This is a genomic window from Segatella bryantii (genome assembly GCF_022024215.1).
GTDB lineage: Bacteria > Bacteroidota > Bacteroidia > Bacteroidales > Bacteroidaceae > Prevotella > Prevotella bryantii.
This window is the reverse complement of the sequence record NZ_CP091798.1, coordinates 1,700,997-1,715,341: the sequence shown is the minus strand read 5'-3', so window position 1 is coordinate 1,715,341 and position 14,345 is coordinate 1,700,997. Positions and strand designations below refer to the sequence as shown.

General features: G+C 43.3%; 10 protein-coding genes. 7 read left to right on the top strand and 3 right to left on the bottom strand.

Going from position 1 to position 14,345, the window contains the following annotated elements; all coding sequences use genetic code 11:
* Positions 1–79: 79 nt before the first annotated feature.
* The 4 genes from L6471_RS11290 (at position 80) to L6471_RS11275 (ending at position 7,024) form a co-directional block, all read left to right on the top strand.
* Positions 80–2,983 (top strand): TIM-barrel domain-containing protein, encoded by a 2,904-nt coding sequence (locus L6471_RS11290; protein ID WP_237797738.1) that lies wholly within the window; start codon positions 80–82, stop codon positions 2,981–2,983.
* A gap of 169 nt (positions 2,984–3,152) precedes the next feature.
* Positions 3,153–5,591 (top strand): glycoside hydrolase family 2 TIM barrel-domain containing protein, encoded by a 2,439-nt coding sequence (locus tag L6471_RS11285; RefSeq protein ID WP_237797356.1) that lies wholly within the window; start codon positions 3,153–3,155, stop codon positions 5,589–5,591.
* A 127-nt stretch (positions 5,592–5,718) separates the two neighbouring features.
* Positions 5,719–6,348 carry a deoxynucleoside kinase gene (locus L6471_RS11280; protein WP_237797355.1) on the top strand — a complete coding sequence of 210 codons (630 nt, stop codon included), beginning with the start codon at positions 5,719–5,721 and terminating at the stop codon, positions 6,346–6,348.
* A 43-nt stretch (positions 6,349–6,391) separates the two neighbouring features.
* Positions 6,392–7,024, top strand: coding sequence for a deoxynucleoside kinase (locus tag L6471_RS11275; RefSeq protein WP_006282253.1), 633 nt, complete (start codon positions 6,392–6,394; stop codon positions 7,022–7,024).
* Between the two features lie 76 nt (positions 7,025–7,100).
* Here L6471_RS11275 and L6471_RS11270 read toward each other — a convergent pair whose 3' ends face one another.
* The gene (locus L6471_RS11270; RefSeq protein WP_006282254.1) at positions 7,101–7,970 is read right to left on the bottom strand and encodes an aldose 1-epimerase family protein; all 870 of its coding nucleotides are present in this window, start codon (positions 7,968–7,970) and stop codon (positions 7,101–7,103) included.
* Between the two features lie 251 nt (positions 7,971–8,221).
* On the opposite strand from L6471_RS11270, the gene L6471_RS11265 reads away from it, so the two are divergent.
* On the top strand, positions 8,222–9,091 hold the full coding sequence (locus L6471_RS11265; RefSeq protein WP_237797354.1) for a DMT family transporter: 870 nt from the start codon (positions 8,222–8,224) through the stop codon (positions 9,089–9,091).
* 9 nt (positions 9,092–9,100) lie between these two features.
* Here the strand turns inward: L6471_RS11265 and mnmA are convergent, their stop codons facing one another.
* Positions 9,101–10,183, bottom strand: coding sequence for a tRNA 2-thiouridine(34) synthase MnmA (mnmA, locus tag L6471_RS11260; RefSeq protein ID WP_237797737.1), 1,083 nt, complete (start codon positions 10,181–10,183; stop codon positions 9,101–9,103).
* A gap of 523 nt (positions 10,184–10,706) precedes the next feature.
* Here mnmA and L6471_RS11255 point away from each other — a divergent pair.
* Positions 10,707–11,066: a hypothetical protein gene (locus tag L6471_RS11255; RefSeq protein ID WP_237797353.1), complete on the top strand. Its 360-nt coding sequence runs from the start codon at positions 10,707–10,709 to the stop codon at positions 11,064–11,066.
* On the opposite strand, the gene L6471_RS11250 is transcribed toward L6471_RS11255, so the two are convergent.
* Positions 11,044–12,330, bottom strand: coding sequence for a M18 family aminopeptidase (locus L6471_RS11250; protein ID WP_006282258.1), 1,287 nt, complete (start codon positions 12,328–12,330; stop codon positions 11,044–11,046). The genes L6471_RS11255 and L6471_RS11250 overlap by 23 nt on opposite strands.
* A 436-nt stretch (positions 12,331–12,766) precedes the next feature.
* Here L6471_RS11250 and L6471_RS11245 point away from each other — a divergent pair, with 436 nt between their 5' ends.
* The gene (locus L6471_RS11245) at positions 12,767–13,960 is read left to right on the top strand and encodes a hypothetical protein (protein WP_237797352.1); all 1,194 of its coding nucleotides are present in this window, start codon (positions 12,767–12,769) and stop codon (positions 13,958–13,960) included.
* Positions 13,961–14,345 lie beyond the last annotated feature (385 nt).

The window sequence follows — 14,345 nt, the reverse complement described above, 5'->3', positions numbered from 1 at the left end:
ACCTTTATTGGAAACATATTATCATACTATAAATTACAATTAGTAGTACCTTTGTACCGCTAATATTTTAATGAAAACAATGAAAATAACCCGAACAATCTTATCTACCATTTTATCTATGAGTGCATCAGCTGCCTTGGCTGCAGGCTACACTCAGAATGGTAATTTTATCACAGTACAATTACAGCATCATGTAGACCATGGCCCCTCTTTCGTTCGTCTTCAGGTTGTAAGCGACCATATTATCAGGGTAGAGTCTACAGCAGAGCAAGCATTTCCACAGAAGAATAGTCTGATGATCGTTCCTCAGCGTCCGTTTACCCATTATCAGGTATCAGAAGAGAATGGTATCGTTATGGTGAAAACAGATAAAGTACTTGCCAAGTTGGACGAGGCTACCGGTAGGGTAGCTTTCTACAGTGCTGATGGAACGAAACAGTATCTTGCAGAAGATGCTAAGCAGGGTAAGTCCTTTACTCCTTTTACAGTACCGGAGCGTGAGATAGGTGTGGGTAAACTGACTGAAGCGCAGCGAAATGGATGGACGTGGCAGGCTGTCTTCGATAGTCCTAAGGATGAGGCCTTCTATGGTTTAGGTCAGCATCAGAGTGAAGAGCTCAATATGAAAGGCAAGAACGAAGACCTATTTCAGTATAATACCAAGATTAGTGTTCCGTTTGTTGTGAGCAATAAGAATTACGGTATACTATGGGATAGTTACAGTTATTGTCGTTTTGGTAATCCGAATGATTATCTGCAGCTTCATCGTGCCTTTACGCTATATAATAAAGATGGAGTAAAGGGTAGTCTTACGGGTACCTATACCGATAGCGAAGGTAAGACGCTGGTACGACAGGAAGACAGTATCTATTTTGAAAATTCAGAGACGATAGGCCATCTTCCTCAAGGTTTCAAACTGAAAGGAGCTCATGTTACCTATGAAGGCTACTTAGAATCGCCGGTCGATAACTTATACCGCTTTATCCTTTACTATGCGGGTTATATGAAGGTATATATTGATGGTAAGGAAGTGGTAGCAGAGCGTTGGCGTACAGCCTGGAACCCTAACTCTTTCAAGTTTGAGGCTCCATTAAAGCAGGGTAAACGTTCCAAGATACTCATCGATTGGTATCCTGACGGTGATGTGTCTTATTGTGGACTTCGTGCTGCTGTGCCTCAGAGTGAAGAGGAACAGAGCAAACTGCGTATTTGGAGTGAGATGAGTCGTGATATGGATTATTACTTTATTGCCGGTGATAATCTCGACCAAGTCATCTCTGGATATCGTACCCTTACGGGCAAAGCCCAAGTCTATCCTAAGTGGGCTTTAGGCTACTGGCAGAGTCGTGAGCGGTATAAGACATCGGGCGAAATGGAGGATGTATTGAGTGAATTCCGCAAGCGCCATATCCCGATAGACAATATCGTACAAGACTGGAATTATTGGAAACTTGACAGTTGGGGGTCTCATGAGTTTGAGAAAAGTCGCTATCCTCATCCTCAGGCGATGCTCGATAGTATTCATGCCATGCACGGCCGTTTTATGATCAGTGTATGGCCTAAGTTCTATTGTTCTACCAAGAACTATCAAGAGCTCGATGCTCATGGTTGGATATATCATCAGGCTGTAAAAGACAGCATCTATGACTGGCTCGGCTTTATGGGTTCTTTCTATGATGCCTATGCACCGGGTGCCCGTAAGATGTTCTGGCGCCAGATGGATGAAAATCTTTACACGAAATATCATTATGGTGTAGACTCCTGGTGGATGGATGCCTCAGAGCCAAATGTGCGCGACTGTACTCCGATGTGGTATCGCAAGGCTCTTAGCGGCCCTACTTATTTAGGCTCTTCTACAGAATATTTTAATGCATATAGTATCGTTAATGCCGATGCCATCTATCATGGACAGCGTAGTGTTAAGCCTGATACCCGTGTATTCCTGCTTACCCGAAGTGGTTTTGCTGGTCTTCAGCGTTATAGTACAGCTTCGTGGAGTGGAGATATCGCTTGCCGATGGGAGGATATGCGTGCTCAGATGACGGCCGGACTTAACTACTGTCTTGCCGGTCTGCCGATCTGGGGTATGGACCAGGGCGGTTTTACACCAGAAGACCGTTATGGGGCAGTGTGGTACTCCGGTCAGAAGGATGATAGCAAGAATGCAGACCTGAAAGAGTGGCGTGAACTGCAGACCCGCTGGAGCCAGTTTGGTGCCTTTGTACCTTTGTATCGTGCCCACGGACAAGTGCTCTATCGTGAACCTTGGAACATAGCGCCCGACAATCATCCTGCTTACAAGTCTATCGTATACTATGACCGATTGCGTTATCGCCTGATGCCGTATATCTACAGTCTCAATGGAGCCATCCATTTCAAAGATTATACGATGATGCGTGCCTTGGTTATGGATTATGGTCAGGATACTCAGGTACTGGATATCAAAGACCAGTGGATGTTTGGTCCAGCCCTGATGGCATGCCCAGTCAGTCAGTATGGTGCTCGTAGTCGCCAGGTATATCTGCCAAAGCAAAACGGCTGGTATGATCTTTATACCAACACGTATTATGATGGTGGACAGACGATTACAGCCGATGCTCCATACGAGCGTATCCCTGTCTTTGTACCGGCAGGTGCCATTTTGCCATACGGTCCACAGATGGAATGGTCTGACCAGAAGAAGGCTTCAGAGATTACCCTCTATGTCTATGCCGGTAAAAACGGTCAGTTTACCCTCTATGAAGATGAAGGTACCAACTATAACTATGAGAAGGGCAAGTATGCCACTATCGATTTCAGCTACGATGATGCAGCCAAGCAGCTTACGATAAGTGACCGCAAGGGCGATTTCTACGGTATGTTGAAGAATCGTACCTTTAAGATAGTATACTGTGTGCCAGGCCAGAAAGTTGCTTTCAACTTGGATAAAGCCATCGGTAAGGTCGTTAAGTATACAGGCAAAACAGTAACGGTCAAGTTATAATATCCTTTTTCCTATGACCGAATGATCAGTCTTGTTACCAGGCTACGGCTCTTATTACCACAGTCTGGTAACAGCATTACCACATACTGGTAATAACATTACCACATACTGGTAATAACATTACCACATACAGGTAACAAGCATTACCACACCGAAAAAACAGGCAAGTATGAAGAAAGCATTCTTATCTATCATCATGTCCCTGGTCGTATCTTCAGAGTTACAGGCACGGACATGCCAGCTGTTTGATAACGACTGGCTTTTTGTTTTGGGCGATTCAGTCCAGATGTCGCAAACCGGTTATCACGATGGCTATTGGCGTAAACTCGCCTTGCCACACGACTGGGCGATAGAAGGCGATTTCCATGCCGAAAACAAGTCGGGTGCCAGTGGCGGAGCCTTACCGGGTGGAGTGGGATGGTATCGTAAGCATTTCAGTATACCGGCGGTAGGCACGCAGCGATATTTTCTGGAGTTTGACGGTGTCTATATGAATTCCACCGTATGGATAAATGGTCATCAGATGGGAACCCGTCCGTATGGTTACAGCTCTTTCGAATACGATATCACACCTTATCTCAATAGGGGTGGCGATAATGTAGTGGCTGTGCGTGTAGACAACAGCGACCAGCCCAATAGCCGATGGTACAGCGGTTGTGGCATCTACCGCCATGTATGGCTTAGGTCCACTTCCTCTTTGCATATTTCACATTGGGGGGTGCATGTGCAGACCACGCCCAAGGGAGAGGTCGTCGTAGATGTCAGCGTAGCAGACGAAGCCCGTGAGGGAGTACGTCCGGTTATCCGCCATGTCATCTATGATGCTTCGGGTAAAGTCGTGACTCAACAAGAACAGAAAGCCACTACCCAGAAGTTAAGAGTAAAGCATCCACATCTCTGGTCTATAGACCATCCATACCTCTATCAGGTAAAATCACAACTTATCGTAGGCAGGCAAGTGATAGACGAGGTGACCACACAGACAGGCTTCCGCGATAGCAAGTTTGATGCCAAGACCGGCTACTGGCTTAACGGCAAGAACATCAAGATCAATGGTGTCTGCCTGCATCATGATTTAGGGTGTCTGGGAGCAGCCCTAAATGAAGACGCCCTGCATCGTGAATTGCAGAAGATGAAGCGTATGGGAGCCAATGCCATACGATGCAGTCATAATCCCCCTTCGCCAGAACTCTTAGCCATGTGCGACAGTATGGGACTACTGGTAGCAGATGAGAGCTTTGATATGTGGCGTCGCAAGAAGACCAAGAACGATTATGCCCGTTTCTTTGATGACTGGCATGAGCGAGATTTGGCAGATATGGTGAAGCGCGACCGTAATCACCCTTGTATTATCATGTGGAGTATCGGCAATGAAGTACTCGAACAGTGGTCGTCGGCCGATGCCGATACACTCACCTTGGAGCAAGCTAATCTTATACTCAATGCCGGTCACGACCAGTCGCTTCTGGCCAATGGCAAAGAGATGACCCCCAATGCCCTCCTTACGCAGCATTTAGCGAATATCGTACGCCGACTGGATACTACACGGCCGATAACAGCAGGATGTAATGAGCCGGCGCCCAATAACCACCTCTTTAAGAGCGGAGCCCTCGATATTATCGGTTTCAATTACCACCATCAATGGATCAAAGATGTACCTAAGCATTTTCCGGGAAAGCCCTTCCTCTTGAGTGAGAGTGTCAGTGCATTGCAGTCGCGCGATTATTACATGATGCCGTCCGACAGTATCTATCAGGCACCGGTAGAGTGGTGGCTGCCTTATACCGACCCCTCGTTTATGTGCAGTGCATACGATAACATGCATGCATCGTGGAGCTCTACCCATGAGCAGACTTGGGATATCGTGAAGCATACCCCTTATGTATCCGGACAGTTTATATGGACCGGTTTCGACTATATCGGCGAACCTACTCCGTATGGTTTTCCTGCCCGCAGCAGTTATTTCGGCATCGTAGACCTGGCAGGTTTCCCGAAGGATGTATATTATATGTATCAGAGTGAGTGGACCGACAAGCCTGTGCTCCATCTGTTTCCTTATTGGAACTGGATAGAAGGCCAGACGATAGATATGTGGTGCTATTACAATCAGGCCGATGAGGTAGAACTCTTTGTGAATGGCAAAAGCCAGGGTATAAGAAACAAGGCCGAACACGAATATCATGCGATGTGGCGAGTAGTGTACGAACCTGGCGAAGTGAAGGTAGTAGCCCGAAAGAATGGTAAAGTGATAGGTCAGGAGACACATAACACTCCGGGCTTGCCAAGTGAGATAAGACTCAAGGTAGATTATGACGGCCGAAAGGAGAACGCACGTGCCTCTGGCGATGTAAAGCATCTCGTATATGTTGAGGCTGATATCACCGACGCCCAGGGCACGGTGGTAACCAATGCAGACCGTCTCATCTATTTCGAGGCACAAGGAGCAGAAATCGTAGGAGTAGACAATGGTCAGCAAACCTCTATGGAGCGATTTAAAGACACCAAGCGAACCACCTTTCATGGCAAATGTATCGTGGTGTTGCAACCTAAGTCAGCCCAATTCAGCCTTCAGGCTAAAGCCGTAGGACTAAAGGGAACCCGTTTATGACAGGTTCCTTTTTTTTTGGCGATGTCCCCATAAGTATAAAATCCATATTTTATTAATAAATAATTTATTTGTCAGAACCGAAAAAAATAGCTACCTTCGCAACCGAAAATTAAAAGCAATCTTAAAAGTGCATATCGTAATTGCAGGAAATATCGGCAGTGGCAAGACGACACTGACCAAACTTCTGGCTCAACATTATGGTTGGACGCCACGTTTCGAATCAGTCGAAAACAATCCTTATCTCTCAGATTATTATAAGGATATTCCCCGTTGGTCTTTCAATATGGAAATATTCTTTTTGAAGCAACGTTTCCGTGATCTTTTGGCTATCAACCGTTCCGACAAGACCATTGTCCAAGACCGCAGTATCTATGAAGGCGTGCATGTCTTTGCAACGACCAACAAGGAAATGGGGCACATGAGTGATCGTGATTTTGAAACGTATATCGGTCTTTTTGAATCGATGATGATGATTGCTAAACAACCCGACCTGATGATTTATCTTCGTGCTTCTGTACCTCATCTGGTTGCTAATATCGAGAAGCGCGGCCGAGACTATGAGCAGGCTATGCCTTTAGAATACCTCCAGAATCTTAATGATCGCTATGAGGATTTTGTATTCCATAAATATAAGGGTGATGCACTTATCGTAGATGTAGACCACATCGACTTCCTCAAAAACAAAAAAGATTTGGGTGATATCATCGACAAAATAGATGCCCGCCTCTTTGGCTTATTTAATAATAATAAGAAATAAGATTTTCAACATTAAATAGAAAAAAAACAACAAGATATCTATCATGCATATAGCTATAGCTGGAAATATCGGTAGTGGCAAAACTACCCTGACTAAGATGCTCGCCAAGCGTTTCGGCTGGCAGCCACATTTCGAACCAGTTGCCAATAATCCTTACCTCGATGATTTTTATGGTGATATGAATCGTTGGTCATTCAACCTTCAGATCTATTTTCTCAATCAGCGATTTAAGGATGTGGTAGAGATTTCAAAGTCTAAGGATACCATTATCCAAGACCGAACCATCTTTGAGGATGCCTGCATATTTGCACCTAATCTTCACGATATGGGTATGATGAGCGATCGTGACTTTGCCAACTATAGTGATCTCTTCGACTTAATGATATCATTGGTTAATCTGCCCGATCTCATGATTTATATTCGTAGTAGTATTCCTACCTTAATAGGTCATATCGAGAAGCGTGGGCGCGACTTCGAACAGAGCATGCGTATCGATTACCTGAAGGGTCTTAACGACAGATATGAAAATTGGATTAAGGGGTATAAGGGAAAGCTGCTTATCATAGATGGTGATAACATAGATTTCGAAAGTAACCCGAAAGATTTTAATACCATAGCAGACAGTATAGACAGTGAGCTCTATGGTCTCTTCCCAATGAGCGAGGAAGAAAAATAAAGGAAAAAATATAAGAGGTCATATCTTTTTTTGATATGACCTCCTTTTTTTCTATATAATATCTTGATACTCAAGCTTATTCACCGATAGTGATGGTATATTCACTCATGAAACTTGCGCCTGGAAGCAACTGATTCATCAGATATTTATCTTTGAATTCGCCATCATACTCAGCCCAGTCGTGAATACCATACCAAGGCTCGATGCAAATAAATGGAGCATGCTTGCCTGTAGGGCTCCAAAGACCTACTGCTGGTGTCTTGATGTCGAGCGTTACAGCAGGCTTGTCGTTTTCGTCAAGAAGTTCGATATGGTTCAGCTGACTGTGATCAAAGATAACAGCATCGTCGGCAAAACTGTCTTCGGTAAATTCCCAAATGCCATCTTTAGTTTCTACATCGTGATAGCCTGGAGTGATACAACCACCTACATTGCCATACAGACGCTTAGGGGTAGCATCGTTAAAGCGCAGCTTACCCTTTAATTCTTCACCCTTCTTGGCACCAGGTACGAGGAATGCAGGGTGACCACCAATCTGGAAATAGATAGTCTTGCTGTCAGTATTTTCTACATGCCATACGACGTGTATCTTGTTAGCTTCCAGACGATAGCTGATAGCCAGGTTAAAGTGATATGGATAATCTTTGAATGTCTCTTCGTTATCATGGAGAGCGTAAGTTACGCGATCAGCGCCCTGAGCTACTAAGGTAAAGTCGGTATCGCGGGCAAAACCATGACGACCTAAGTTAAACTCCTTACCATTAATGCGATAAGTGTCTTTCCATAGACCACACACGATAGGGAAAAGGATAGGAGAGTGACGATTCCAATACTTCTCATCGCCATCCCAAAGATATTCTTTGCCATTAGCATCTTTGATACTCTGCAGTTCTGCTCCATGAGGAGCAACGGTAACAGTCAGTTTGTCGTTTTTAATTTGTTCCATAGTTGTTTTATAAAAGTATAAAGCAAATGTACGACTTTTTTCTGAGACGAGAGGCTCAAAAAATGATTATTTTGTCGGGCCACTATCATTATGTCGAAAAGAATTTATACTTTTGCATGTCCTATTAAGAATGAGAACAGCTTCTTAGCAAGAAACAGCTTTTTAGCAGGAAACAGCTTCTTGAAGAGATGGGATAACTTTTTTAAGAGAGAACAACTCCTTTTTTAAGGAGAGAGAATAACTTTTATAATATGAATTCTACAGTAAAAGGTTTTATAGCAGGCATACTGGCAGCCATATTTTATGGTACCAATCCGTTGGGAACACTTCCTTTGTACGAATCCGGTATTAATTCGGGTAGTGTCTTGTTTTATCGTTATGGTTTTGCCTCTATCCTTTTTGCCTTATGGATGATCATGAGCAAGGAGAGCTTTGCTATCAAGCGGGGATATGCTATCAAGCTGGCAGTACTTGGTGTTATGTTTGCTTTTTCCTCTATCGCCCTCTATTTGAGTTTTCTCTATATGGATGCCGGAGTAGCTTCCACGATACTCTTCTCTTATCCCATCATGACGGCAGTGCTCATGGTGCTCTTTTATCACGAGCGCCTATCGTGGACCACAATGCTCTCTATCACGCTTGCCGTCAGCGGTATAGCCTTGCTTTATCGGGGTGGCAACGGCGTAACGCTGAGTGCTGCAGGCATGACGCTGGTCTTACTCTCGTCGCTCTTGTATGCGATATACATCGTATCCGTTAATCAGCTCAAGATTAGTCTGTCGCCATTAAAGTTTACCTTTTATGTCGTCTTGTTCGGGTGGTTATCCGTTATCGCCTTTATGTTATTGGGAGGCTATCCCTTGCAACTGCTCCATGGTCCTTTGCAGTGGGCATGTGGCATCCAGTTGGGCTTATTGCCTACCGTGTTGAGCCTTTTCTTTATGACCATTGCCATTAAGAACATCGGCAGTACACCGTCGGCCATCATGGGAGCATTGGAGCCCGTTACAGCAGTCGTTATCAGTGTATCGCTCTTTCACGAGGTTTTCACCCTTCGCCTTGCTATCGGCATCGTTTTGATACTCTCTGCCGTAATCCTGGTTATCCTCAGAAAAAGTTGAGGCTATAGATTATAGCGTGATTTCGCCAGAACCATAGCAGCGATGATGTTGCTCATCGTATATCACGCAGAATTGGCCTGGAGCCACACCGTGTATCTTCTCGTCACTATGAATGGTAAAGGTACCATCGCCGTTTACCTCTACCGAAGCAGGGTGATATTCCGGAGTATGGCGAATCTTGAAGGTTACCCGTGCAGGTAACTCCGTGATACCCTCTGTGAGGAAGTCGAAATCGTGTATCTTGAAGTCCTGTTTGTAAGCCGTCTCAGGGTCGTATCCATGACTTACGTAGAGTATATTTTTCTCGATATCCTTCTTCACCACAAACCACGGACCACCGCCTAAGCCAAGTCCCTTACGCTGTCCGATGGTATGAAACCATAAGCCCTTGTGCTCACCTATCTTCTTACCCGTTTCGAGCTCGATAACGTTACCTTTCTTTTCGCCCAGATATCGGCGCACATACTCATTATAGTCGATATTGCCCAAGAAGCAGATACCCTGACTATCCTTACGCTTGGCATTGATAAGATGCTCACGCTCAGCGATTTCTCGTATCTCGTCCTTGATATGATGACCGATAGGGAAAATTGCTTTCTTGAGCTGCCATTGGTATATCTGTGCCAGGAAGTCGGTCTGGTCTTTTACCGGGTCAGGACTAGTAACGAGCCACTTCTTACCGTCGATCATCTCGGTCTGGGCATAGTGGCCCGTAGCGATAAGATCATAGTTGTGCCCCATCTTCTCGTCGAAGGCACCAAACTTGATGAGTCTGTTGCACATCACGTCAGGATTAGGGGTAAAGCCCGATTTGACTTTATCCATCGTATATTTGGTAACCTGATTCCAGTATTCTTTGTGGCAGTCGATAACTTGCAGTTTACACCCGAAGCGAGCAGCCACGGCAGTAGCCATTTCCAAGTCTTCTTCCGAATTGCAGTCCCATTCCTCCTGTTCCTCCGGACCTATCTTAATATAAAAGCAGTCAGGATGCAGCCCATGGCTTGCGAATTCGTAAACTACAACTGAACTATCGACACCACCAGAGAGCAGTACCGCTATCTTTTTATCTTTTAATTCCTCGTAATTAATCATATATGGCTGCAAAGATACAAAGATTTTTGGGTATGGTGCTTCATAATTTATATTTATTTACTATCTTTGACCCATGGTTAATATATCTTAGGCTAATGGCTAAACTATTTTAGGCCAAAGTCTTCATTCATTTTGGCAAATGGCTTAATAGTCTTAGACCAAGCTTGAGAATATACAGAGGGCAAAAGAGGATACTAATGAGACCTATAAAAGGTAGGCTGAAAGTGTTTATGTAATAGCCTAATGGATTACAAAATATCTGCAAGCCTATATAATAGTCAAATACTTCTATGAACTAATCCGCTGGCTTCTATAATAATCCAACGAATCTCATGAAAAAAAAAGTCTAATGTTTTATATATAAAAAGCGAAAAAAATGAATACTTCTACGAACGAAACGACAGCTAACAACAAGTACAACCGCCTGTTTCAAGGCATAGCCTTACTTATCTTTCTCTGGATGTTTGTGTCTTACCTTTACGACCACACCACCGACGAAGTACCCGCCGGAGCCATCCTGATGCAGGAACATTATCATCCGGCACCAGCCTATATGCTCTGGGTGTTTGCAGGTGTTGGCACGTTAACCTCAGTCTTGCTGCTCAGCTTAGCCCGCCATCCGCAGCCCCACTTACACATCGGTTTGCTATCCTATGACAAGATGAACGCAGAACAGAAGCGAATAACGGCCGATTCACTTTACGTGATTAATCATCTTATCGTGTTCCTCTTCGCTTCTGTCAGTCTGCTTATGGTACCACAAGTGTTACCTCAGTGGATATCGTTAATCATCTTGATAGCCTTTATTATCGCTATACTCTTTTATTCCGCATATCTCTCTATCCGCGTACACAAGGCTAGTGTGCAAAAAACTGTGTGAAAGCCTTCACCGTATAGATATGGTCGGCCACGCTCCCCGTTTCCCGACAACTGTGCATGGCTAGTATCGCATTACCCATATCCACACCTCTCAGCGGTATAGACGATGCCAGAATATTGCCCAGCGTACTGCCGCCCGGCACATCAGAATGGTTTACGAATCGCTGACATGGCACGCCCGCCTCGTCGCAGATCTGAGCAAAGACTGCAGCCGACACGGCATCGCTCGCATACTTCTGGGCTGCATTAAACTTGATAACCGGTCCGCCGCCCAGTACAGGGTGGTTGGTAGGGTCGTACTTCTCGCTATAGTTAGGGTGCCAGGCGTGCGCATTGTCGGCAGAAACCATGAAAGCACGCTCCACGGCCTGATAGAAAGCCTCCTCAGTACCACTCTGCGCCATAGCGATACGCTTGAGCATCATCGCCAGGAAAGGACTTGCAGCACCCTGTTTGGTCTGCGACCCCGTCTCCTCATTATCGAAGATAGCCAGCACTTTGGTCGTATCAGTCGTATCGGTATTAATCATAGCCTCAAGCCCCGCATAACACATCGACAAGTCATCGAGTCTGCCCGATGATATCAGTTCATCGTGTGCACCGAAAGTACAGGCAGGGGTAGCATCAGCCAGATAGAGATCGAAGTCGAGTATATCCTGCGCCACGATACCCAGTTCGCTGCAGATAACCTGGAGCAGCATATTCCCCCGTTCCAGTTCATCGGTAACGATACCCAGAATAGGCAACATATCCTTCTGCCGGCTCAGTTTTACGCCATCGTTCACCTGTCGGTTAAAGTGTATGGCCAGATTACTGATTTGCAGCAGTGGTCGCTTCACATGGAGCAGCAGCGTCTTCGGGCTGAACGCATCATCACCCTTGACAATGACCCTGCCGGCGATAGTCAGCGGACGGTCGAACCAGGTAGCCATAATCGGCCCCCCATACACCTCCGTATTCAGTTTCACGATACCGCCCTCGCAGAGCATCTCGGCATTCGGTTTGATACGGAAAGTAGGCGAATCGCAATGCGCACAAATCATACGAAAGCCCGCATCAGCCATCGTTTTACGTCCGATATGAAACGCATAAACCGAAGAATCGTTTTTAGTAACAAAGAGTTTATCGCCCGGCTTAACCTCACCGATAGCCTCACACGGATTGATACGGCGATAACCCGCCTTTTCGAGCGAAGAAGCGATGTTGCTTGCTGCCAGAAAGTTAACTGGCGAAGCATCTAAAAAGTGTAATAATCTTGTAATCATAGTGCAAAGGTACACAATTATGTTTTTAAAGCTTCATATCAGCCGCACTATATGTATATACATGATGTTCTTATAGTCTAATATTACAGCTTAATATATTACTATTTCTACATATTAAGGGAAAAATAAACATTTGTAATATTTCTAATTATCAGCTAATTATGTTTTGTTTTTAATATTATCTTTTTTTAACAGATGTGGGTAGATTAATTTTTCAATAATACTATTGTTCGATTGATTTATTTTTGGTACCTTTGCTATGTTGTGAAAAAAAATAAAAAAAACAAAAGAAAATTTTATGAATTCAATTTTTACATAACAGATTTTTGAAACCACAATATGTGTTTGTGAGCTGTTCAGAAGCTTCACAATAAGAGATTTTTTACAATATTATTAATTTAATGTAATTTTTTTGGAGGGAGGGAAATAAAATCATATGCAATATTCTACAGCAGTAGACAAGGATTATGATACTCTTAAAATGCTTATCGAAGAGGCAGGAAATTTTGAAAAAGAAAACGTACTCCATGCTGTTAGTACCAAATTATATACGGTAGAAGATGTAAAAGCTTTAACTTTTCATATTCGAGAAAATCAGTATAAATTAGAGAAGGAAGTGCTTGCGCTGGAAGTATTCTCAAAGAAATTTCCATTTACTTACGCTACGAAAAACAATAAATGCTTTGATATAGTAACTATCCTGCTTAATAAAATGCGACAGAATATTTCGGGCACTAAAAAACTATATAAGCGATTTTGTTTAACAAATAGGAAACATGAGCCTGTAAAAGATGGAAAAAGGGTTAAACCTTCGGCTTTTGCACATTCACAACTTAATCATAAATTGCAAATCCATCAGTTATTCGGAATGGAAGTGTATGATGATTGTGTTTCAGAACTGTGTGACGCCATGGAAGATTTCTTTTCTTGTTTGCATAGGGGTTTGCTCGCTTCTTATGATGCGATAAAGCAAGAAAATATGGTACGTAATGATGATGTGATGTTAAAGTATATTTACGATGCAGATCGAGATAAAGCAACACAAAATTTACCTAAAGATCTATTCAAATTAATTTCTAATGATATCCTTAACAAGGATGAACTTGCAAAAAGTAAGGCTCATGCGAAATCGCTACAAGAATTTATCCGTGCTAATTACCATACTGTTGATGAAGAAAGTTTTAAGATTCATGCTATTGTGACCGCTATTTCAGAGGGACGTCAGGATGGCTTGACAGGTATTGAAACTCTGCTTTGGGGAGATAATCCTGAATTCGTAAAAAAAGTCCGTTTCTTGATTGCTCATTTTGATGAGTTAAATCCTGGTGGGTATTTAGATAATAATAAGAAAAAGAAAAAACTTAAAGCGAAATATGTAGCCATGTTTATGAAGTGGTGCAGGATTACGGCTACCGGTAAAGAAAAAAAATTTATAGAAGAATATTTTAATGTGGAGTATCATGGTAATTATAAATGTGTAGGATCTAGTTCAGTGAATAGTGCAAAAAATAATTTCTCGGATGAGGAATATAAAGATTTTCAAGCGTCGTTGAATAGAATATATATGGCGGTAGATGGTACCAAAATACAACCACATCCGCAACATCATCAAACTTCTGTTGCTATCTGATATCAACATTTGGAAATTTTTATCAAATCTTATATAACATATGGATTGGCTATGGTAGGCCAATCTTTTTTTTATGCCAAATCTAACCATGTTGTTACAAATGTTTCTATCTTTTGTTACAAATGTTTATAACTTTTGGAATGAAGTATAGGTATCGTTCCAAATCTTGTGTAACCTTTTGGATTTGCAGTTTATTTGTAATCTAAATGTTGAGCTAATCTGTTACAAATCAGTCATTTTAGCAGCTCTATAGCCCTTTTTTTTGTTCCAAATTTTTTCTTTGTCGCTTATCGATTTGTTTATACCTTTGAATTCGAAAGGTAGCTAAGTATCGTTCGTCGTACCCATGCTTACCCGCGGTGCAGATGTCTCATTCTGACAATGA

Bases quoted from the DNA above. Each gene is read 5' to 3' on its own strand.
- L6471_RS11250 (WP_006282258.1), bottom strand. From the start codon at position 12,330: ATGATTACAAGATTATTACACTTTTTAGATGCTTCGCCAGTTAACTTT.
- L6471_RS11285 (WP_237797356.1), top strand. From the start codon at position 3,153: ATGAAGAAAGCATTCTTATCTATCATCATGTCCCTGGTCGTATCTTCA.
- L6471_RS11255 (WP_237797353.1), top strand. From the start codon at position 10,707: ATGCAGGAACATTATCATCCGGCACCAGCCTATATGCTCTGGGTGTTT.
- L6471_RS11245 (WP_237797352.1), top strand. From the start codon at position 12,767: ATGCAATATTCTACAGCAGTAGACAAGGATTATGATACTCTTAAAATG.
- L6471_RS11275 (WP_006282253.1), top strand. From the start codon at position 6,392: ATGCATATAGCTATAGCTGGAAATATCGGTAGTGGCAAAACTACCCTG.
- L6471_RS11290 (WP_237797738.1), top strand. From the start codon at position 80: ATGAAAATAACCCGAACAATCTTATCTACCATTTTATCTATGAGTGCA.
- L6471_RS11270 (WP_006282254.1), bottom strand. From the start codon at position 7,970: ATGGAACAAATTAAAAACGACAAACTGACTGTTACCGTTGCTCCTCAT.
- L6471_RS11265 (WP_237797354.1), top strand. From the start codon at position 8,222: ATGAATTCTACAGTAAAAGGTTTTATAGCAGGCATACTGGCAGCCATA.